This is a genomic window from Homoserinimonas sp. A447 (assembly GCF_054489325.1).
Map to the genome: position 1 here is coordinate 2,646,859 of NZ_JBTMWW010000001.1, position 19,758 is coordinate 2,666,616.

The 19,758-nt window shown below is 65.6% G+C and carries 18 protein-coding genes; 9 read left to right on the forward strand and 9 right to left on the reverse strand.

Annotated features, from left to right (window positions below):
• Positions 1-34: 34 nt before the first annotated feature.
• On the forward strand, positions 35-976 hold the full coding sequence (locus ACX3O0_RS13050; protein WP_459107987.1) for a DNA-3-methyladenine glycosylase family protein: 942 nt from the start codon (positions 35-37) through the stop codon (positions 974-976).
• A 181-nt stretch (positions 977-1,157) separates the two neighbouring features.
• On the forward strand, positions 1,158-1,700 hold the full coding sequence (locus ACX3O0_RS13055; RefSeq protein WP_459089826.1) for an acyl-CoA thioesterase: 543 nt from the start codon (positions 1,158-1,160) through the stop codon (positions 1,698-1,700).
• Here the strand turns inward: ACX3O0_RS13055 and ACX3O0_RS13060 are convergent.
• Genes ACX3O0_RS13060 through ACX3O0_RS13075 form a run of 4 tightly spaced genes read right to left on the reverse strand, consistent with a single transcriptional unit; the run spans position 1,697 to position 5,817 of the window.
• The gene (locus ACX3O0_RS13060) at positions 1,697-1,900 is read right to left on the reverse strand and encodes a hypothetical protein (RefSeq protein WP_459089547.1); all 204 of its coding nucleotides are present in this window, start codon (positions 1,898-1,900) and stop codon (positions 1,697-1,699) included. The two genes, ACX3O0_RS13055 and ACX3O0_RS13060, sit on opposite strands and share 4 nt — an antisense overlap.
• Before the next feature lie 9 nt (positions 1,901-1,909).
• Complete coding sequence (locus ACX3O0_RS13065) at positions 1,910-3,271, reverse strand: FAD-binding oxidoreductase (RefSeq protein WP_459107988.1); 1,362 nt, start codon at positions 3,269-3,271, stop codon at positions 1,910-1,912.
• A gap of 38 nt (positions 3,272-3,309) precedes the next feature.
• A complete protein-coding gene (locus tag ACX3O0_RS13070; protein WP_459089551.1) occupies positions 3,310-4,905 on the reverse strand; it encodes a phytoene desaturase family protein in 1,596 nt (531 codons plus the stop codon).
• A gap of 21 nt (positions 4,906-4,926) precedes the next feature.
• Positions 4,927-5,817 carry a LysR substrate-binding domain-containing protein gene (locus ACX3O0_RS13075; protein ID WP_459108481.1) on the reverse strand — a complete coding sequence of 297 codons (891 nt, stop codon included), beginning with the start codon at positions 5,815-5,817 and terminating at the stop codon, positions 4,927-4,929.
• A 122-nt stretch (positions 5,818-5,939) separates the two neighbouring features.
• Here ACX3O0_RS13075 and ACX3O0_RS13080 point away from each other — a divergent pair, with 122 nt between their 5' ends.
• Positions 5,940-9,437 carry a proline dehydrogenase family protein gene (locus ACX3O0_RS13080; RefSeq protein ID WP_459107989.1) on the forward strand — a complete coding sequence of 1,166 codons (3,498 nt, stop codon included), beginning with the start codon at positions 5,940-5,942 and terminating at the stop codon, positions 9,435-9,437.
• A gap of 4 nt (positions 9,438-9,441) precedes the next feature.
• Here ACX3O0_RS13080 and ACX3O0_RS13085 read toward each other — a convergent pair whose 3' ends face one another.
• The 3 genes from ACX3O0_RS13085 to ACX3O0_RS13095 all read right to left on the reverse strand — a co-directional run bounded on the left by ACX3O0_RS13085 (position 9,442) and on the right by ACX3O0_RS13095 (position 11,730).
• Entirely contained in the window at positions 9,442-10,455 is a 1,014-nt protein-coding gene (locus ACX3O0_RS13085; RefSeq protein WP_459107990.1) for an isopenicillin N synthase family dioxygenase, read from the reverse strand.
• 211 nt (positions 10,456-10,666) lie between these two features.
• Positions 10,667-11,179, reverse strand: coding sequence for a hypothetical protein (locus tag ACX3O0_RS13090; RefSeq protein WP_459107991.1), 513 nt, complete (start codon positions 11,177-11,179; stop codon positions 10,667-10,669).
• Positions 11,176-11,730 carry an RNA polymerase sigma factor gene (locus ACX3O0_RS13095; protein ID WP_459107992.1) on the reverse strand — a complete coding sequence of 185 codons (555 nt, stop codon included), beginning with the start codon at positions 11,728-11,730 and terminating at the stop codon, positions 11,176-11,178. Before ACX3O0_RS13095 ends, ACX3O0_RS13090 begins: the two co-directional genes overlap by 4 nt.
• Positions 11,731-12,412: 682 nt before the next feature.
• Between ACX3O0_RS13095 and ACX3O0_RS13100 the strand changes: the two genes are divergently transcribed.
• From ACX3O0_RS13100 to ACX3O0_RS13110, 3 genes are all read left to right on the forward strand, one after another.
• On the forward strand, positions 12,413-12,673 hold the full coding sequence (locus tag ACX3O0_RS13100) for a hypothetical protein (protein ID WP_459107993.1): 261 nt from the start codon (positions 12,413-12,415) through the stop codon (positions 12,671-12,673).
• 35 nt (positions 12,674-12,708) lie between these two features.
• Entirely contained in the window at positions 12,709-12,828 is a 120-nt protein-coding gene (locus ACX3O0_RS13105) for a hypothetical protein (protein WP_459107994.1), read from the forward strand.
• A 63-nt stretch (positions 12,829-12,891) separates the two neighbouring features.
• A complete protein-coding gene (locus ACX3O0_RS13110) occupies positions 12,892-13,239 on the forward strand; it encodes a cupin domain-containing protein (RefSeq protein WP_459107995.1) in 348 nt (115 codons plus the stop codon).
• Between the two features lie 21 nt (positions 13,240-13,260).
• Here the strand turns inward: ACX3O0_RS13110 and ACX3O0_RS13115 are convergent, their stop codons facing one another.
• Positions 13,261-13,968 (reverse strand): GTP pyrophosphokinase, encoded by a 708-nt coding sequence (locus ACX3O0_RS13115; RefSeq protein WP_459108482.1) that lies wholly within the window; start codon positions 13,966-13,968, stop codon positions 13,261-13,263.
• A 108-nt stretch (positions 13,969-14,076) separates the two neighbouring features.
• Between ACX3O0_RS13115 and ACX3O0_RS13120 the strand changes: the two genes are divergently transcribed.
• A complete protein-coding gene (locus ACX3O0_RS13120) occupies positions 14,077-14,910 on the forward strand; it encodes an alpha/beta fold hydrolase (RefSeq protein ID WP_459107996.1) in 834 nt (277 codons plus the stop codon).
• Between the two features lie 105 nt (positions 14,911-15,015).
• Here ACX3O0_RS13120 and ACX3O0_RS13125 read toward each other — a convergent pair whose 3' ends face one another.
• A complete protein-coding gene (locus ACX3O0_RS13125; RefSeq protein ID WP_459107997.1) occupies positions 15,016-16,485 on the reverse strand; it encodes a helix-turn-helix domain-containing protein in 1,470 nt (489 codons plus the stop codon).
• Between the two features lie 130 nt (positions 16,486-16,615).
• On the opposite strand from ACX3O0_RS13125, the gene aceA reads away from it, so the two are divergent.
• Complete coding sequence (gene aceA / locus ACX3O0_RS13130) at positions 16,616-17,935, forward strand: isocitrate lyase (protein WP_459107998.1); 1,320 nt, start codon at positions 16,616-16,618, stop codon at positions 17,933-17,935.
• 119 nt (positions 17,936-18,054) lie between these two features.
• The gene (aceB, locus tag ACX3O0_RS13135) at positions 18,055-19,665 is read left to right on the forward strand and encodes a malate synthase A (RefSeq protein ID WP_459107999.1); all 1,611 of its coding nucleotides are present in this window, start codon (positions 18,055-18,057) and stop codon (positions 19,663-19,665) included.
• The last annotated feature ends 93 nt before the right edge of the window (positions 19,666-19,758 follow it).

Genomic DNA, 19,758 nt, shown 5'->3' on the forward strand with positions numbered 1-19,758 from the left:
CTGAGCGACCGGAGCTGCCCGTAGTCTTCTGGGGATGGATGCTGTAGCCGAGACCCGGAGCGAGGTCACCGACCGCGCGCTGCCGGTGCGCACTCGCTACGCACCGCCGCATCCGATCGATCTCGCCCAGACGCTCGCGCCGCTGTTCCGCAGCGCGCGCAACCCGGCATGCCAGCGGGACTCCGCAGGGGTCTGGCTCATCCAACGCACACCGGAAGGGCCGGCGACACTGCGATTGACGCAGGGGCAGCACGAGGTCGATGCCGTGGCTTGGGGTGCTGGAGCGCAGTGGGCCATCGACCGGGTTCCGCGATTGCTGGGGGCAGACGACGACTGGAGCGATTTCGACGTCTCCACGAACGCATTCCTCGCGGATGCCCGACGCAGGTCGCCTGGTCTCCAACTGCTGCGCACCGCCCTGGTGCTGGAGGCGCTGATCCCCGCCGTGATCGAGCAGAAGGTGACCACGGTCGAGGCCTGGCGCGCGTGGCGCCAACTCCTCATGGCCCATGGTGAGCCGGCGCCCGGCCCCGCCCCCGATGGCATGCGGGTGTTCCCGACCGCCGACGCCTGGCGGATGATCCCGTCCTGGGAGTGGCACCGGGCCGGTGTCGATCCGCGCCGCAGCAGAACGGCGCTCGCCGTCGCATCCGTTGCCACCGCCATCGAGCGGGTCACCGTGACGGACGCGAATGCCCGGCTGCAGTCCCTCGCCGGCGTCGGCCCGTGGACCGCCGCCGAGACCAGCCAGCGCGCGCACGGCCACCCCGACCTGGTGAGCGTCGGCGACTACCACCTGCCCTCGATCGTCGGCTGGGCGCTGATCGGCAAGCCGGTCGACGATGACGGGATGCTCGAACTGCTGCAGCCGTGGGCCGGTCACCGGCAACGCGTGATGCGGTTGATCCTGGCGAGCGGGTTCCACAAGCCACGCCGGGGCCCGCGCATCACCATCCAGGATCACCGCCGGCACTGAGCCCGGCCCCACCCGTCAGCTGCGGACACGCCCGCATGCGGGGCCGGTACAGCTGGGTCCGCAACTGACGGGTGAGGGTTGTTTCGTCCAAGGAGCCCAGCCCAGGGCATCCGCAAGTTTGTAGACCAGCGACAGCGGATGCGCTCCCGTGCTGGAGATGGTCTAGCGTTGCGGCGTGCATATGCTGTTTCGAACCATCCTGCTCTGGATCAAGAGCCACTGGGGGCCACGCTTCAACGTCCACGACGTCGGCCGGCTGACATTGCGGGTGTTGCCGACCGACCTCGACGTCAACAACCACGTCAACAACGGCGTCTACTTCTCGTTGATGGACCTGGGGCGTTTCGACCTGCTCCATCGGTCCGGCGCCTGGGCGACCATGATGAAGAACGGTTTCTATCCGGTCGTGGCGAGTGAGACGATCACCTTCCGCAAATCGCTGGCGCCGTGGCAGCGTTACGTGCTCGAGTCGAAGATCGTCGGCTACGACGAGAAGGCCGTCTACCTGGAGCAGCGCTTCGTCGTTGACGGTGAGATCTATGCGCAGGGGTACATTCGCGGGCGCTTCCTGAAGAAGAGCGGAGGCACCGTCTCGCTGGCAGAGCTGGCGCAGATGCTGGATGTCGACCTGTCCGAGGTAACCCTGCCCAGCTGGCTGGCCGAGTGGGCTGACGATGTCGCGATGCCCTCGACGAGGGAAGAAGCCCCGAGCGTCTGGGACTAGTCGTTCGTGATGTCCGGGTCGGGAACTTCGCTCGGCGGATGCGGATCCTGCTTCAGCGACGTGTCGTCTTCGTCAACCTCAGCAGTTGTACCGTCTGGTCCGACCGTGAAGATCTTGTCGGCGGCGCGCTTGGTCGCAGCGGCGGCTTCAGGGTCCCACGCGGCCGTGTCTCCCTGATTGGCGTAAGGATCAAACGTCATACAGAGGAGTTAAGCACTGCTCGGACCGAAGGTAAAGAGCCGGGCCGGGTCGTACAGTGCCCTCGCAGCTTGCAGCCGGGCATGAATTTCGCGCGGCCAGGCTGCGGCGAACGCCTCGGGAGTGGAGGTATCGGCGGCGAAATTGATGGCCGTCTCCTCAGAGACCCAGGGGCGGATGCTGTCGGTCAGTTCGTTCGCGAACGCCGGAATCACCTGATCGAAGAGAGCAGGGTTCGGCACCCCGATCATGGTGAAGGTGAACGCGGATGCCCGACCGCCCGCCGCGGAGCTACCCGCAACATCCACTGCAGTAGCGGCACCCAGGTGCCGTAACTCGACGCCGAGGAGAGGCGACGTGGTGCCCGGGCCGACTCGTGCAAGCAACTGTGTGGCGAACCCACCATCGATGGCGTTCAGCAGCATGCCGCTGCTCCACCCCGGACCCGGTTCTTCAGGGTCGTTGTGGATCTGCCCGAGGGCCGCGGTACTGAGCGGCGCTATGGCGTCGATCATCGTCGGGGCAAGGGCTCGCAGCGGGGCGGCGAGGAGTTCGCCATCATCCGGATCCCCTGGGTAGGCGAAGCGCAGACTGAGCACCCGACGTCCGCGGAGCGGGGGAGGTACCTGTTCGAAGTCCGGGAAGTTGAGGATGGCAACGGAGGTGGTGACGTCATCTGCTGCGACGCTGGTCCACTCGATCCAGCCGCGGAGAGCCGCCTCGATGTGTTCTTCGGCAAAGAACAGCGACCCGGCGTAGATGGCCTCCAGCTGTACCAGCTCGAGTTGCATGCGAGTGACCACTCCGAGCCCGCCCTTGCCTCCGCGAAGCGCCCAGAACAGTTCGGCGTTCTCGGTGTCGTTCGCGACGACGGTCTCGCCGGTTGCCATGACGACCTCGAAACCGCGCACGTAATCGGAGGTTATTCCGTGGCTGCGGGACAGTGGACCGAGCCCTCCTCCGAGGGTGTATCCAACTGCGCCGACGGTCACCGATGAGCCGGGGATTGCCGTCAGCCCGAGCGGCGTGACGATGGCTTGCACCGTGCGCCAGGTTGCGCCTGCGCCGATGGATGCGATGCGTGAGCCGGCGTCAACCGTCACCTCGTCGAGTCGTCGGGTGGTCAGCAGCATGCCGTCGGTGATGGCGTGATGGGCGCCGTGCCCGGTTGCCTGCACGCGAACCGGCAGCCCCATTGCCGCGGCGAAGCGCACCGCCTCGGAAACGTCGCGGACGCTGGTCACCCCGACCACCACATCCGGACTGTGTGCGATGGCGAGGTTCGACCCGGACACTTCTTCGGTGAAACCGGGGTCTTCGGGCGTCAGCACCGGGCCGACCACGACGTCGCGGAGCGGCTGAAAAGAAATCATGGTCCGAGGCTAGACCCACCCCTCCGACATCCGGAGGGTCACCCCTGCTCGAGCACCGCCATGGCGGCGTTGTGGCCGCCCAGCCCGCTCACTCCGCCACCGCGCTGGGCGCCGGCACCGCAGATGAGGATGTTGTCCCAGCCGGATGCGACGCCCCACCGCTCGGCCGGAGTGGCCTGGGGCGCATCGTCCTCCACGAACGGCCAGGACAGTGGCCCGTGGAAGATGTTTCCTCCGGGGAGACCGATGGCGTGCTCCAGGTCGTGCGTGGTCTTTGCCTCGATGCACGGCCTGCCGGAGGCATCGGTGAGCAGCAGCGGTTCGATCGGCTCAGCCAGAACCGAGTTCAGCGATGCCAGCGCCGCGGCCTGCAATTCGTCCCGCCCGGCCGTGAGGCGGCTCGGCGCATGGAGGGCGAACAGGGTGAGGGTGTGTGCGCCACTGGCCTGGAGCTCTGGCGAGAGGATGCTCGGGTCGGCCAGCGTGTGGCAGTAGATCTCGGCCGGAAGGGGGTTCGGAACGGAACCCGTCGCCGCCATGTCGTACGCGGACTGGAGTTGCGACCACGACTCGTTGATGTGGAAGGTTCCGCCGAAAGCAGCCTCCGGGCTGACGCCGTCACGCAGGCGCGGCAACCGGGAGAGCAGGAGGTTGACCTTGAGCTGGGCGCCCTCCGGTTTGGTGGGGTCAAGGCTGGTCGAGCTCGTCGAGCGTTGTACTGAGCTTGTCGAAGTGACCCCGGTACCGGCTTCGGCGCGCTCGACCAGCTGAGCCAGCGTCCACGGTGCCACGTTCGACAGGATGGTGCCCGCGCCCACCCGCTTCTCGCCGTCAGGTGTGGTGTACCGCACCTCGCCGTCCGGTGTGACCGAGGTGACTTGCGCATCCGTCACCAGCGTTGCCCCGGCCAGCCGCGCTGCCCGCGCCAGCTCGCCGCTGACCACGCCCATCCCGCCGATCGGGAGGTCCCAATCGCCGGTCTCGCCACCGATCACGTGGTACAGGAAGCACCGATTGGCCGCGAGGGTGTCGTCGAGGTTGGCGGCGAAGGTGCCGATCAGCGCATCCGTCAGCACGACGCCGCGCACCAGGTCGCCTGCGAAGGTATCGCGGATGACTTCACCCACCGGCCGCTCGATGAAGGCGTTCCAGAGGCGGTCATCAGCGACGGCCGCGCGTGCCTCCCTGCGGGTGAGTAACGGGTCGCACACAGTCGGGAAGAGCGCCCGCGCGAGACGGGCGGTGTCGTCGTAGAACGGTCCCCAGGCGGCGAAGTCGGCCGATGCCCCGATGCTGGCGAAGCTCGCCGCGGTCGCCTCGGGGTCGCCGTGGTCGATGAGCAGGCCTCGGTCGGTGCCGGGCAGCGGCGTATAGGAGGAGTAGCGGCGCCGCTGCAGCCGCACGTCGAGCTTCAGGTCGCGGATGATGCGTTGCGGCAGGAGGCTCACCAGGTATGAGTAGCGCGACAGGCGTGCGTCCACTCCCTCGAACACCTGCGAAGACACGGCCGCCCCGCCCAGCACATCCTGCTTCTCGAGAACGATCACGCGCTTTCCGGCGGAGGCGAGGTAGGCCGCTGCGGTGAGGCCATTGTGGCCGCCGCCGACGATGGCGACATCAAAGAGGTCAGACATGGTTCGAGACTAGTGACTGGGTCAATTCGAGAGAAAACCGACCGACTCCTGCAACACCTCGCGGCAGGCGATGATCGTCGACTGGCCGGCACTCGCGGCGCGCACCGAGGTTAACACGGTTCTCTGCGGTGCACCATCCAGGTCGACCAGGTCGATGCTCGGCGTCCGACCGGCCCAGACCAGGTCCGGGAGGATCGCGACCGCGTTGCCGGATTCGATCAAGCGGATGTGCGCCTGCAGGTCGGCAGTCTCGAACCGCACATCCGGCTCGAAGCCGGCAACCCGGCAGAGCTGCTCCGACCAGTGACGGGAGGCGGTTCCCCGAGGCTCCATCACCCAGGGAATGGCCGACGCCTCCTCAATGGAGCGGATGCCACTGGCCGGCGCGGCACCCAGCCGCAAGCTGTCGAAACAGAGCACTTCCCGGTCGAGCTCAGGAAGCCGCCTGGCCGAGTGGCCGGGGTATTCCTCGGCGATCACCAGGTCGAAGTCCCGGGCCCACACCGAGGCGAGCGCGCTCTCCGGTTCCCGCTGGGTGACCTCCACGCGGAGGTCGGGGTAGCGCGCCGCGAGGGCCGTGAGCGCCTGGGGAACTATGCCGAGGGCAGCGGATTGGAAGACCGCCAGCCGCACCGTCCCGGAGATCGCAGCGAGCGAGGCGTTCATCTCCGACTCCATTAGCTCGAGTCGTTCCAGCAGCTGGGTCGTGTGCTTCACCAGGATTTCGGCCTGAGCGGTCAGCTGCACGCGACGCCCGACGGGGACCAGCAACTGCACCCCTGCCTCCTTCTCCAGGAGGGCAAGCTGCTGTGAGACTGCAGAGGGGCTGTAGGCGAGCGCTTCGGCGACGGCGGCCAGCGTTCCGCGATTCTTGAGCTCCCGGAGCAGTCGAAGCCGGCGAAGATCGAGCACGAGCATCCATTCATCAATAAAACTGCACGATATCCTGCATAAGAAGTCACTTCATCTTATGTTCCGGCTGCTCCACACTAGAGGAGCCCCCTCTCCCAGACCGACAAGGTACGTTTTTGAGCATGCCCACCAGCACAACCAGCCAGAGCCCTCGACCCCAGGAACTGGCGGACGAGACGATTGCCACCGTTCGTCGCTGGTTGGCAGAAGCAGCCGACCCGGCAAGCGGCGGCGGAAAACGGGACGTCTCGGCTGAGCGCCTGGCCGGGGTGCTGAAAGACCCGGACGGCCTCGCCTTCACCATCGGGTTCGTCGACCGGGTGGTCCGCCCGCACGACCTTCGCGTTGCCGGCCACAACCTGGAGATCGTTTCCCGACGGGTACCGCGCTTTCTGCCCTGGTATCTGCGGATCGCCATCCAGCTGGCTGGAGGGTTCGCGCCATTGCTTCCCTGGCCGATCGTGCCCATCGCCCGGTGGGTGTTCCGCGGGATGGTGAGCCATCTGGTGCTCGATGCGACCCCGAAACAGCTCGACAAGCACCTGGCCAGGCTGCGGAGCGACGGCGCGCGCCTCAATCTGAACCTCCTCGGCGAAGCAGTACTCGGCATTGAGGAGGCCGACCGCCGCCTGGCCAACACGCGCGAACTGCTCGCCCGGGACGACGTCGACTACGTGTCCATCAAGGTGTCTGCCGTCTCCGGCAAGCTGGGCATGTGGGCTTACGACGAAACCGTTCAGCGGGTGATCGCCCGCCTGACGCCGCTCTATGAGCAGGCTGCGGCATCCGCTTCGACCAAGTTCATCAACCTCGACATGGAGGAGTTCCACGACCTCGACCTCACCATTGCGGTGTTCAAGGGACTGCTCGACCAACCGAGACTCCACAAACTGGAGGCCGGCATCGTCTTGCAGGCATACCTGCCCGACGCCCTCCGCGCGCTGCAGGACCTCACCGAGTGGGCCACCCGACGACGCGCCGACGGTGGTGCCAGCATCAAGGTCCGGCTGGTCAAGGGTGCCAACCTGGCGATGGAACGGGTGGATGCCATCAGGCACGGCTGGCCGCTGGCGACCGCCCGGAGCAAGCAGGAGGCGGACACCAACTACAAGCGCGTGCTGAACTGGGCGCTGACGCCGGAACGCACCGACTCCGTTCGCCTCGGCGTTGCCAGCCACAACCTCTTCGATGTGGCGTTCGCCTGGCTGCTGGCCAAGCAGCGCCGGGTCGAGCGCCGGGTCGAGTTCGAGATGCTGCTCGGGATGGCGCAGGCCCAGGCCGCGGTCGTGAAGAAGGACGTCGGCCCCATCCTGCTGTACACGCCGGTGGTCCGGCCGAGCGAGTTCAACGCCGCCATCGCCTACCTGATCCGGCGGCTGGAGGAAAACGCAAGCCCCGACAACTTCATGTCCGCCGTGTTCGAACTGGCCGACGACGAGCGGATGTTCGAGCGTGAGAAGCAGCGCTTCCTCGCCTCCCTGAAGGAGGTCGACGACGTGGTGCCGCCGTCCAACCGCGTGCAGAACCGCCTGAACCCGTCGCTGCCTGAGCTCACGTCTCGCGCCGATGCCTTCGCCAACACCCCGGACACCGACCCGTCGATCGCCGCCAACCGGGTGTGGGGACGGCAACTGCTTGAGCGCGCGCGCCACTCGACGCTGGGTACTGACACCATCCGGGCATCCGCCATCTCCACGGCCGACCAGGTGCAGGAACTCGTCACCAGAACCGTCCAGGCCGGCGAAGCCTGGGGAGCGAAGGGTGCCGACGCTCGGGCCGAGGTTCTGCACGAGGTGGGCGACGTGCTCGCCGCCTATCGCGGCCGCCTCATCGAGGTGCTCGTCAGCGAGAGCGGAATGACGATTTCAGAAGCGGATGCCGAGGCCAGCGCCGCCATCGACTTCGCCCACTACTACGCCGAGCTGGCGCGCGAACTCGAGTCGGTGGAGAACGCCCTGTTCGTTCCGTCCAGGCTCACGGTGGTCGTCCCTGCCGCCGTCGCCGGGATGGCCGGACTGGCCGGCACGGCACTCGGCGCGCTCGCCGCGGGAAGCGCGGTCATCCTGAAGCCGGCTCCGCTGAACCAGCGACTGTCCGCCGTGCTCGCGGAAGCGCTCTGGGAGGCGGGGGTGCAGCCGGAGTTGCTGGCGGTGGCCACGACCGGAACCCCGGAGCTGCGCGAGACGCTGGTCACGCATCCGAACGTCGACCGCGTGCTGTTCAGCGGGAGCGCCGAAACTGTGCGGCAGCTTCGCGCAGCCCGACCCGACCTCAGGCTTCATGGAGACCTCGGCGGCAGCAACGCCATCATCGTGACATCCAGCGCCGACATCGACCTTGCCGTCGGCGACATCGTGAAGAGCGCGTTCACCCACGCCGGGCAGGCGCCGCTGGCGAGCAAGCTGGTCATCCTGGCCGGGTCGGTGTTGAAGTCGGAACAGTTCCGGCGCCAGTTGACGGATGCCGTGACCTCCATCAAGGCCGGCCAGCCTCAGGACCCGACAACCTCCGTCGGGCCACTCCTCGAGCCGCCGACCGGTACCACGCTGGAAGCCTTGACCACACTCGCCGAGGGTGAGAGTTGGCTGATCGAACCGAAGCCGCTGGATGACAGCCTGCTCTGGTCGCCCGGCGTGAAGGACGGTATCGCCAGGGGATCGGCTTTCCACCTCACCCCGCCGGCCGCCCCCGTCCTCGGGATCATGCACGCCGACACGCTGGACGAAGCCATCGAACTGCAGAACGACACCGACTTCGGGCTTGCCGCGGGCATCCACTCTCTCGACCCGGCGGAGATCGCCACCTGGGTCGATGCCGTGCAGGCCGGCAACCTGTTCGTCAACCGTCCGACCACGGGTGCGCTGGTTCAGCGGCAGCCGGTGGGCGGCTGGCAGGCGTCCCAGGCGGGCCCCGGAGCGAAGGCAGGCGGCCCGAACTACCTGCTGGCGCTCGGCGAATGGGAGCCCATCTTCGCGGACCCGAAACCGTCCGTGAAGATCACCGGAGTCGACGACAACGTGCTCGCGGTGGTTGAAGCCGCGCAGCCGAGCCTCGAGTACCTCGAGTTCGACCGGATCCGTGCCGGAGCGGTCAGCGACCAGCGCGCCTGGGACGCCATTTACTCGCAGAGCACCGACCCGGCCGGTCTGGGGTTCGAGCGCAACGTGCTGCGCTACGTGCCGGTTCCGGTCACGATTCGCCTCGCCGAGGGGGAGCCGCTCGCCCAGCTGATCCGGCTGATCGCGGCCGCGACCAGGGCGGGTGCGCCGGTGGCTGTCAGCTCGGCCGTGCCGTTGCCTGCCGGCCTGATCGCCCTGTTCGGGCGGGAGTTCTCGCCGGCCACAGTCGGCAGCGTTGTGGTGGAGTCGGATGTTCGGTGGCAGGCGCGAGCGCTGCAGGGGGACCTGGCGACCGATCGCATCCGCCTGATCGGTTCAGCGGATGCCCACCACGCCCTGGCCGTGGAGCTGGACGCCTACCCCGACGTTGCCATCTACGGCGGCCCGGTCACCACCTCGGGCAGGCTCGAGCTGCTGCCGTTCCTGCGGGAGCAGGTGATCAGCATGACGGCGCACCGCTACGGCAACCCCGACCCGCAGATCGCCTCGATCGACCTGTAGCGGGTTACTTCACCAGTTCCGGGTGGTGGATGGCTGCGACATCCGGATGCGCGCGCAGCCTGCTCTTCAAGGCGTTCTTCCCGTAGGTGTCGAAGAGCGGCTGGCCCGCAGCGTCCAGCGTCACGCCGTTCGCCTGCGCCTGCAGTTCAGGCGGAAGGGTCAGCGTCGGAATCATCTCGTCGAGCGCCGGCGCATAGAAGAAGGGCACGGAGATGCGGTCGTCGCCGGCCTTCGGTGACACCACGCGGTGGTTGGTCGCCTTCAGGTAGCCACCCGTAGCCACCTCGAGCAGCTCGCCGATGTTGACCACGAATGCGCCGTTCAGCGGGGGAGCGTCGATCCACTCGCCGTCCTTCTCCACCTGAAGGCCAGCCTTGCCGTCTTCCACGTAGAGCAGGGTCAATACGCCGAAGTCCTTGTGGGCGCCGACCCCCTGCTGCGGTTCGGGGTCGTCCTTGCCGGGGTACCGGACGATCTTGATCAGGGTGGACGGGCGCTCCTTGAAGGCCTCGTCGAAGAAGGTCGGCTCGGCACCGAGCGACTGCGCCCAGGCCTGCATCAGCTTGAGGCTGACCGCGTTCAGCTGGTCCTGCCAGCGGGTGACGACATCGCGGAGGTGAGGGAGCGCATCCGGCCACTGGTTGGGGCCCTCGAGCACCCAGTAATCGGGGGTGTCCGGCTCCTTGGGGATGGCCTCGCGCTCCGGGCCGATGTCGATCTGCTCGCGCCAGTCGGTCTTGCCGAGGGTGAGCTCGCCGCCGATGCGGGTGTAGCCGCGGAAGTGCGGGCTCTTCAGGTTCTCGATGCTCATCTTCTCCTCCACGGGAAGGTTGAAGAAGTCCCGCGCCGTGGTGATCGCGTCGTCGAGCAGTTCCTGCGGAACGCCGTGCCCGGTCAGGTAGAAGAAGCCGTACTCGTGGGTCGCTTCGCGCAGCTCGGTGCGGAAGGCATCCGCTTCCATCGCCCCCTCGTCCAGTCGTGACAGGTCGAGAACGGGGAGGCGCATTTCGGAGGGCATGCTCTAGGTGTATCAGCCCAGATTGTGTGTTCTGCGAATGTTACGGCGTGGAAATATTGATGCTCAACTCACGGCAATGTGGCTACTTCCACCAATGCATGGCAATCTGAGCACCAACCGCCGACGACTGATTGCCGTCGCGACGGTAGGTGCCCGCCGCCTGTGTTCCCAAGCACTCTCGGCGGCGGGCACCGTCTTAATCGCAGAACGGCTATTGCGGCACTGCGAGGCCGAGTGACAGACACTGCTCCTTGGCGGGCCTCTTCGATGGAAAGACTGCGATGCGACTGTCACGAAGTTCGCATGCGACCAATTCCGGTATCGAGAAGGTCTGCCCAGGTTGTCTCTCTGCGGGTTCTGCTTCAAAGGTTCCTATGCGCCAGCCGGCGGCGCACATGTCGATGGCGAGGGCCGTTCGATCGTCCACTGGTGTGACGACTTCTGCAGCTTCGTTGGCGGGCAAGTAGACGGACGAAAAGTACTCCGAGTTCAAGTCGGGGCTTCGGTAGCAGTCCACCATATTCATCTGCGCCGGCGTTGCCTGGCTGACCACTATTGCACCTGCAGTAGTTCCGAGTGCAAGAATCCCGATGGTCCCGAAAGCTGCAATTCGATGCAATCGCGTCTTTCGCTGCCTCCTGCCGTCGATGGTTAGAAGAACGTCGCTCAGCATGAGGCGTAGCTCCTCGGCGGCGGGAAGGCTGGTAACTCCCTGGCCTTTCATTGTGTCCCTCTCAATACTTTGAGTTCATTTCGCAGGCGGAGCCGGAGGCGGGAAAGTCTGTTCCGAACAACTCCCGTAGTTGCGCCGAGTGCACGAGCCGCTTCGTCGTATGTAAAGCCGTCGAGGATGCAAAGCTCGTACACGAGTCGGTCGATCTCGGAGAGCTTCTCAACGGCAGAGGCAAGCAGGCTCATGAGTTCAGTAGTTTCGATCTGATCCGTAACGGATGGCGCCCTGGACTTAGCCCATTCATCGACAAGCGGTCTTTCGTGCCGTTGCCGACGGTTCGAACTCCGACCTCGATTGAAAGCCTTGAATCGGCAGGTGACAAGTAACCAGGGCAGGGTGGAGCTGCCGACAAGAGGTATGTCAGGCAACTTCTCCCAAGCAGCAACGAATGTTTCCTGTACCGAGTCCTCAACTTCCTCGCGGGACTGCAGCAATCGGGCTGCATATGCGTAGATCGCCGCAACATGGCGTTCGTACAACTGCGCGAAAGCCCTAGTGTCACCGAGCCTGATTAGGGCGAGGAGGTCACCGTCGTCGACCAAGTCAGGCGGGTCTCCTGACCCAGGAATAGAACTGCCCGAGATTTGTCGCTCCATAACCAATTAATGTCACAGCACGGCAAATCGTCTCAGGTTCAGCGGAAAGTCCTTGACGAAAGGTCAAGGCAGGTTCAAGACGAGGCAAGTTCGGCGACCGCCGAAGCATTAATGCCAAGCAGCGTCGACGTAAACGGGCACTCCATGGCGGAATCCTCGTTTGGCGTCCAAGCCACGTATGTTCTGACGCAGATATTCTCCTATCCGAATTTTGGCGGGAGAATGTTGCAGTTCACGTCAACGACATTCTGTACTGGAGCCACTTACGCGGTATCGGATCTAGGCACACACGGATGGAATGACGACATCGACTCGTTTAAGAGCTACGGACCGTGTGCCACGGCCCTGTATGAGGACGTTTGGTTTGGCGGCTCCGTCTATGGCTATTACGTGTCCAGCTCGAACGTCGGAATAATGCAGAATGAGGCATCTTCGCTACGGATCAACTAGGCGCGGATGGCCCCTTGCCATATAGGCGGTGCTGACCAAGAGTGCTACTCGAGCCGTGGGTCGCGATATGCACTCTTGGTCGACCCCGTCGCTGGTCTGCGGAAAGTGCTTTCACGATGGTTCATATGACAGCCGTTAGGTCGTATATGGAGTCGGATACGTTTCGTAGACTTACACAATGGCCGTGACGACGATCAGAGTGGAGACAACACTTCGAGATCGCCTCAACACGATCGCCCGACAGCAGGGCGTTTCGGTTTCCCGAGCGATCGAGGGCATGGTCGCTGACCGCGAGAAGGCAGAGCGGTTCCGACGGTTGCGCGAAGACATGGCCAACCTGAGCGAGAGTGAGCGTGACGACTACCAGGCGGAAATCGCCGCGTGGGATTCAGCGTTGCCGGATTGCCTGGGCTCCGACGAGTCAATCACGTGCAATTGACCGGTCGGCCGGGACTGCCGTCCACGAGCTGGGCGATGACGGAACAACCGCGAACCATCGCACGGGAGCGGATCGCACGCGTGGTCGGGGTGGTCGACGATTCCTGTCTCGCCGAGGTTCGCCTCTATCTGCGGGACTACATGGGGACCGGATGATGAGTGCGTGCCATCGGCATCCGCGTCGTTGACGCCGCCGCCGCTGGGGTGTGGAATCGAATCATGGCAGACATCCGAACGATCGACATCGCCGAAGTCATCGCCGCGAGTCGCGGCGCCGGCCGCTTCGAGGGCAAGCGCCACGGCTCACCCGTGTCGTTCTTCTACGTCACCAGCGAACCGGGCAAAGGCGCGAGCAAGCACCGGCATCCCTACATCGAGACGTTCGTCATCATCGACGGCGACATCGACGTCACGGTGGACGGAACGACCGAGCGGATGCACGGCGGCACCATCGCGATCATCCCGGCGAACGCCTGGCACGAGTTCACTAACATGGGGGAGCGCCGGGCGCTGATGGTGAACATCCACCCGGTAGATGAGATGGTTCAGGAGAACTGGGGCGATTAGAAGCTGGGTCGAGTAGATCGGCTACGCGAGTTTCGGCATCCCGAGGAAGGCGCGAAGCACGCTTTCGGAGACTCCTTGCACGTCCGAGTGTGGCGTCAGGGATGGGTCCCCGTCGAGGGTGCGTACCTCGTCGTGGAGGCGCTCCATCTCGACATCCAGCCGGTTCGCCACCTCGGCGGCCTGCCGCAGGTCATCGAGTAGACGTTCGGGCACCTCGCGGTCGTACTTGTAGTAGATCTTGTGCTCGAGGCTCGCCCAGAAATCCATGGCGATGGTGCGGATCTGCACCTCCACCCGCACCTGCTCCACGCGGTCTGACATGAAAACTGGAACCTCGACGACGAGGTGCAGGCTCTTGTAGCCGTTCGGCTTGGGGTTTGCGATGTAGTCGACCTCGCGGATCACCGTGAGGTCCTGCTGCTGCGCCAGCATGTCGCGAATCCGGTAGGTGTCGGAGATGAAACTGCAGGTGACGCGGATGCCGGCAATGTCCATCACATCGTCACGGATGCCCTCGAGGTCGAGGGTCGCACCCTTGCGCACGGCCTTCTTCAGGATGCTCTCCGGCGATTTCAGCCTCGAGTTGACGTGCTCGATCGGGCTGTAGTCGTGGATGCGGGTGAACTCCTCCTTGAGGATGTTGATCTTGGTCGTCACCTCGTCGAGACCGAACTTGTAGGACATCATGAACCGCGTCAGCCGGCTTCTCAGCTCGGTCAGGTCGTCCATCTCGCTCACTCTCGGATTCTGTCAGACGAGTCTGGAGGAAGACCGTTCACAGCCCACAATGAGGCGTCGGGTCGAAGATGGTCGAGAAATCCACAAGGAGGGAACACGATGGCATTCATCACCGTCGGCCAGGAGAACTCGACCGACATCGAATTGTTCTACGAGGATCACGGCTCCGGCCAGCCGGTGGTGCTCATCCACGGGTATCCGCTGAACGGTCGGTCCTGGGAGAAACAGGAGGCAGTGCTGCTGGATGCCGGATTCCGCGTCATCGCCTACGACCGACGGGGCTTTGGGCAGTCGAGCCAGCCGACAATCGGGTACGACTACGACACTTTCGCCGCTGACCTGAAGGTCATCATGGACACCCTCGACCTGCAGGGCGCCGTGCTGATCGGGTTCTCGATGGGCACGGGTGAGGTGGCGCGTTACCTGAGCAGCTACGGGTCTGAACGGGTAGCCAAGGCTGCGTTCCTCGGCTCGCTCGAGCCGTACCTGCTGCAGGCGGACGACAACCCCGCTGGCGTCCCGCAGGCCGTGTTCGATGAGATCAGCCAGTCGGCGATCGCCGATCGCTACGACTGGTTCGACAACTTCTTCATCAACTTCTACAACACGGATGAGACGCTCGACTCGCGACTCAGCGATGCCGCCCTGCGTGGCAGCTGGACGGTGGCGGCCGGCGCATCCTGGTACGCCTCGTCGGCCGTGGTGCCGACCTGGCTGACCGACTTCCGCGAGGATATTCCGAAGATCGACGTGCCGACGCTGATCATGCACGGAACGGCTGACCGCATCCTGCCGATCGACTCGACCGGGCGGCCGTTCTCCAAGCTGATGCCGACCGCCGACTACGTCGAACTCGAGGGCGCGCCGCACGGCATGCTGTGGACGCACGCCCACGAGGTGAACGCCGCGCTGCTGCGCTTCCTCGCGAAGTAGGACTTCTGTGGGTTGAGTAGGTCGCTCAGCGACCGTATGGAAACCAGCGGCGAGGTTTCGATACGCGTGCTCCTGCGTCGCGCGCTACTCAACCCACAGCGATTCTCAGCGAGCGGATGCCGGCGCGTGGCGCTCCAGGAACTGGTAGACCTCGGTCTGGTCGACACCGGTGAACGTGCCGGCCGGGGCCGCCGCCAACAGTGACGACTGCAGGCGCGGGCTCGGGAACGACTGCGCCGCCCACTTGTCTTCCAGTTCCTGCGGGGCCCGCCGGCAGCATCCGGGGTCTGGGCAACTCGACACCCTGCGGTTGGCGGTGTCCCTCCCACGGAACCACTTGGCGTGCACGAACGGCGTGCCGAGGCTCACCGAGAACGCGCCCTGGGCGGTCGACTGGATGCTCGAGGTGCACCAATAGGTTCCGGCCGGCTTGTCGGTGTACTGGTGGTACGGGCTGAACCGGTCGTGGGCATCGAACACCTGCCTGGCACTCCACTGGCGGCAGACGAGTTGGCCTTCGATAGCGCCCAAGGCATCCGTCGGGAATGCCGCATTGTCGTTCTCGTAGGCCTTGGAGATCGCGCCCGATTCGTGCACCTTGAGAAAGTGGACCGGGAGTCCCAGGTGCTGCGTGGCCAGGTTGGTAAAGCGGTGGGCGGCCGTCTCGTAGCTGACGGCGAACGCGTCGCGCAGATCCTCGACCGACAGTTCCTTCTTCTCCTTCGCCTTCACGAGGAACTCCACCGCGCCCTTCTCCGGGATCATCAGCGCGGCGGCCAGGTAGTTGGTCTCCACCCGCTGGCGCAGGAAACTGGCGTAGTCGGTAGGCTCCTTGGTGCCGAGCACATGGCTGGCCAGCGCCTGCAGCAGCGCCGTTCGGGGGTCGCCGCCGGCATCCATCTTCAGGTAGATGCGCCCGTGGGCGAAGTCGCTCACCGAGCGGGTCGATCCGGGCAGGTCGCTGACGTAGTGCAACGAGAAGCCGAGGTGGGTGGCGAGGTCGGATGCCACGCGCTGCGACAACGGACCTCCCGTGTGCCCGACCGCCGCCAGCAACTGGCGGGCGTGCGCCTCAAGCTCCGGGAAGTAGTTGCCCTGCCTGCGCATCTCGTGGCGAAGCTCGGTGTTGACGCGCCTGGCCTCCTCCGGGGTGGCCGCGCGCTCGCGGTAGAGGCGCTCGAGTTCACGGTGCAGGCCGAGGATCGTCTCGATCGCCTCATCGCTGAGCGACTTCCTGACCGGGAGGGTGGGGAGCCCCAGCGAGCTGAACAAGGGGCCGCGCTGGGCGCGCTCGAGGGCGATCTCCAACGCGGAGCGCCGACTCGGCGGCTCGTTGGTCAGCAGGTCGTCGAGAGTGACCCCGAGCGCCTTCGACAGGGTCTGCAGGTCGCTGATGCGCGGTTCGCGCTTGCCGTTCTCGAGCACGCTCACCTGCGAGGCGGCGCGGCCGATGGCGGCACCCAGGTCGTCGAGGGTCATTCCCCGACTGGTGCGCAGGTCGCGGATACGTCGGCCGATGGTGAGGGAGTCGAGCATCTCTTCATCGTGGCCGCGGGGGAGTGGTGAGTGGGGCATCCGCTCAGCCTCGCATGAATGGTTCTTCCGCGGAATAGAAGAATGCCGAAAATTCTGCCGAACTTTCTCGCGAAGGAGCCGCTTTCTTGCAACAGGCTGGCTGAACCACCACGAACAAGGAGACACCCTCATGAGCACCTCCCACCGCCCAGGCGACCAACTGCAGACCGCGTCAGAACTCGAAACCGAGTGGAAGACGGATGCCCGCTGGAGCGGCATCACCCGCGACTACGCCGCCGAAGACGTCATCGCCCTCCGCGGTCGTGTCCGTGAGGAACGCACCCTCGCCCGCCGCGGCGCAGAGAAACTGTGGGAGCTCATCAACGGCCCGGAAGACCAGTGGGTGCACGCGCTCGGCGCGCTGACCGGAAACCAGGCCGTGCAGCAGGTGCGCGCCGGACTGAAAGCCATCTACCTCTCCGGCTGGCAGGTTGCCGCCGACGCGAACCTGAGCGGGCAGACCTACCCGGACCAGAGCCTGTACCCGGCCAACTCGGTTCCCGCGGTCGTGCGCCGGATCAACAACGCGCTGCTGCGCGCCGACCAGATTGCCTTCGAAGAAGGTGGGGTCTCGACAGGCTCGACCAGCGAAATCGACTGGCTCGCCCCCATCGTCGCCGACGCGGAGGCCGGCTTCGGTGGTCCGCTCAACGCCTACGAGCTCATGCTCTCCATGATCGAGGCGGGGGCGGCCGGCGTGCACTGGGAGGACCAGCTGGCATCCGAGAAGAAGTGTGGCCACATGGGAGGCAAGGTGCTCGTGCCGACCGGCCAGCACATCCGCACCCTGAACGCGGCGAGGCTGGCGGCGGATGTTGCCGGCGTCCCGTCGATCATCATCGCGCGCACCGACTCGCTCGCCGCCACCCTGCTCACCAGCGACATCGACGAGCGCGACCAGCCGTTCATCACCGGGGAGCGCACGGCGGAAGGCTTCTACAACACGCGGCCCGGCATCGAGACGGTGCTCGCCCGTGGGCACGCCTACGCGCCATACGCCGACCTGCTGTGGGTCGAGTCGTCTGAGCCCGACCTGGAGCTGGCGCGCACCTTCGCCGAGAGCATCCACCGGGAGTTCCCCGGCAAGAAGCTGGCGTACAACTGCTCGCCGTCGTTCAACTGGAAGAGCCACCTCGATGACGCCCAGATCGCGTCGTTCCAGCGTGAGCTCGCCTCGATGGGCTACTCGTTCCAGTTCATCACCCTGGCCGGGTTCCACTCGCTGAACCACTCGATGTTCGAGCTGGCGAGGGACTACAGCCAGCGCCAGATGAGCGCGTACGTCGAGCTGCAGGAGGCCGAATTCGCCTCCGAGGCCGACGGCTACACGGCTACGCGCCACCAGCGCGAGGTCGGCACCGGCTACTTCGACCGGATCGCCACCGCCCTCAACCCCGGCAGCCAGACCCTGGCCCTCGTCGGCTCCACCGAGTCGCAGCAGTTCCACTAAACACACTTCACCCCTGCGGGTTGAGTAGCGCGCGAGCGCAGCGAGCACGCGTATCGAAACCTCACTGACAGCAGCCGGTCTCGGCGCACTCAACCCACGGATATTCAAGGAGAACGACCATGAACACCAGAATCGAGATCGCGGGCCCCATGCGCGATCGGTACGACGAAATCCTGACCGACGAGGCACTGAACTTCCTTGCCGAGCTACACGCCCGCTTCAGTGGCCGCCGTCACGACCAGCTGGCCGCCCGGATGCAGCGCCGCTTCGACCTCGGGAACGGGCGCGACCTGCGTTTCCTGCCCGAGACATCCGCCATCCGTGAGGATGCCACCTGGCAGGTCGCCGGAGCCGGCCCGGGCCTCGAAGACCGCCGGGTCGAGATCACCGGACCGACCGACCCGAAGATGGCGATCAACGCCCTCAACTCGGGCGCGAATGTCTGGCTCGCCGACCAGGAGGACGCCACCAGCCCGACCTGGGGCAACGTCATCGGCGGGCAGTTGAGCCTGTTCGACGCGGTGCGCGGCCAGCTCTCCTTCACCAGCCTGGAGGGCAAGCGCTACGAGGTGAAGGACGAGACGCCCACCATCGTGATGCGGCCGCGCGGCTGGCACCTGGTCGAGAAGCACCTGCGCTTCACCGACCGCACCGGGACCACGATGGCGGCGTCCGGAAGCCTGGTCGACTTCGGCCTCTACTTCTTCCACAACGCGAAGCAGCTCATCGCGGCCGGGCGCGGGCCCTACTTCTACCTGCCCAAGCTGGAGTCGCATCGCGAGGCGCGCCTGTGGGACGACGTGTTCACGCTCTCCGAGGAGTACCTCGGTATCGACCACGGCACCATCCGTGCCACCGTTCTGATTGAGACGATCTCCGCAGCGTTCGAGATGGACGAGATCCTCTACGAGCTGCGGGACCACTGCGCCGGGCTGAACGCCGGCCGCTGGGACTACATCTTCTCTATCATCAAGAATTACCGCGGCCGTGGCCAGTGGTACGTGATGCCCGACCGCAAGCAGATCACGATGACGGTTCCGTTCATGCGGGCGTACACCGAACTGCTGGTCAGCACCTGCCACAAGCGTGGCGCCCACGCCATCGGCGGGATGAGCGCATTCATCCCCAACCGTCGCGACCCGGAGGTCACTGCGCGCGCCCTCGAGCAGGTCTCCGCAGACAAGCGCCGGGAGGCGACCGACGGATTCGACGGCACCTGGGTCGCGCACCCCGACCTGATCCCGACTGCCCGGGCCGAGTTCGACGCGGTGCTCGGTGACAAGCCGAACCAGGTCGACCGGCTGCGCGACGACGTGCACGTCACCCGGGACCAGTTGGTCGACATCCGCTCGATTGGCGGGACAGTGACGGATGCCGGCGTGCGCGACAACGTCTCCATCGGCATCCGCTACATCGAGTCGTGGCTGCGTGGTGTCGGTGCTGCCGCGATCGACAACCTCATGGAGGACGCCGCGACCGCCGAGATCAGCCGTTCACAGATCTGGCAGTGGATCCACCAGGACACCGTCACCGAGGAGGGCACCACCATCTCGCGCGAGTTCGTCGAGGGGATCATCGCATCACTCGACCTGCCGCGTGGCGACGGCGATCGGTTCGACGATGCGATCGAGGTGTTCCGTACAGTCGCACTGCAGGAGGAGTACCCGACCTTCCTCACCCTGTGCGCCTACACGCAGTACCTGGTGGAGGAGCCCGTCCCTGCCGGTTGAGTAGGCGCGCAGCGCCGTATCGAAACCAGGGAGACCAACCCCACGAGCCGGTTTCGGCGCGAGGAGTCAGCCGTTACAGGCTCTCCCCCGCCG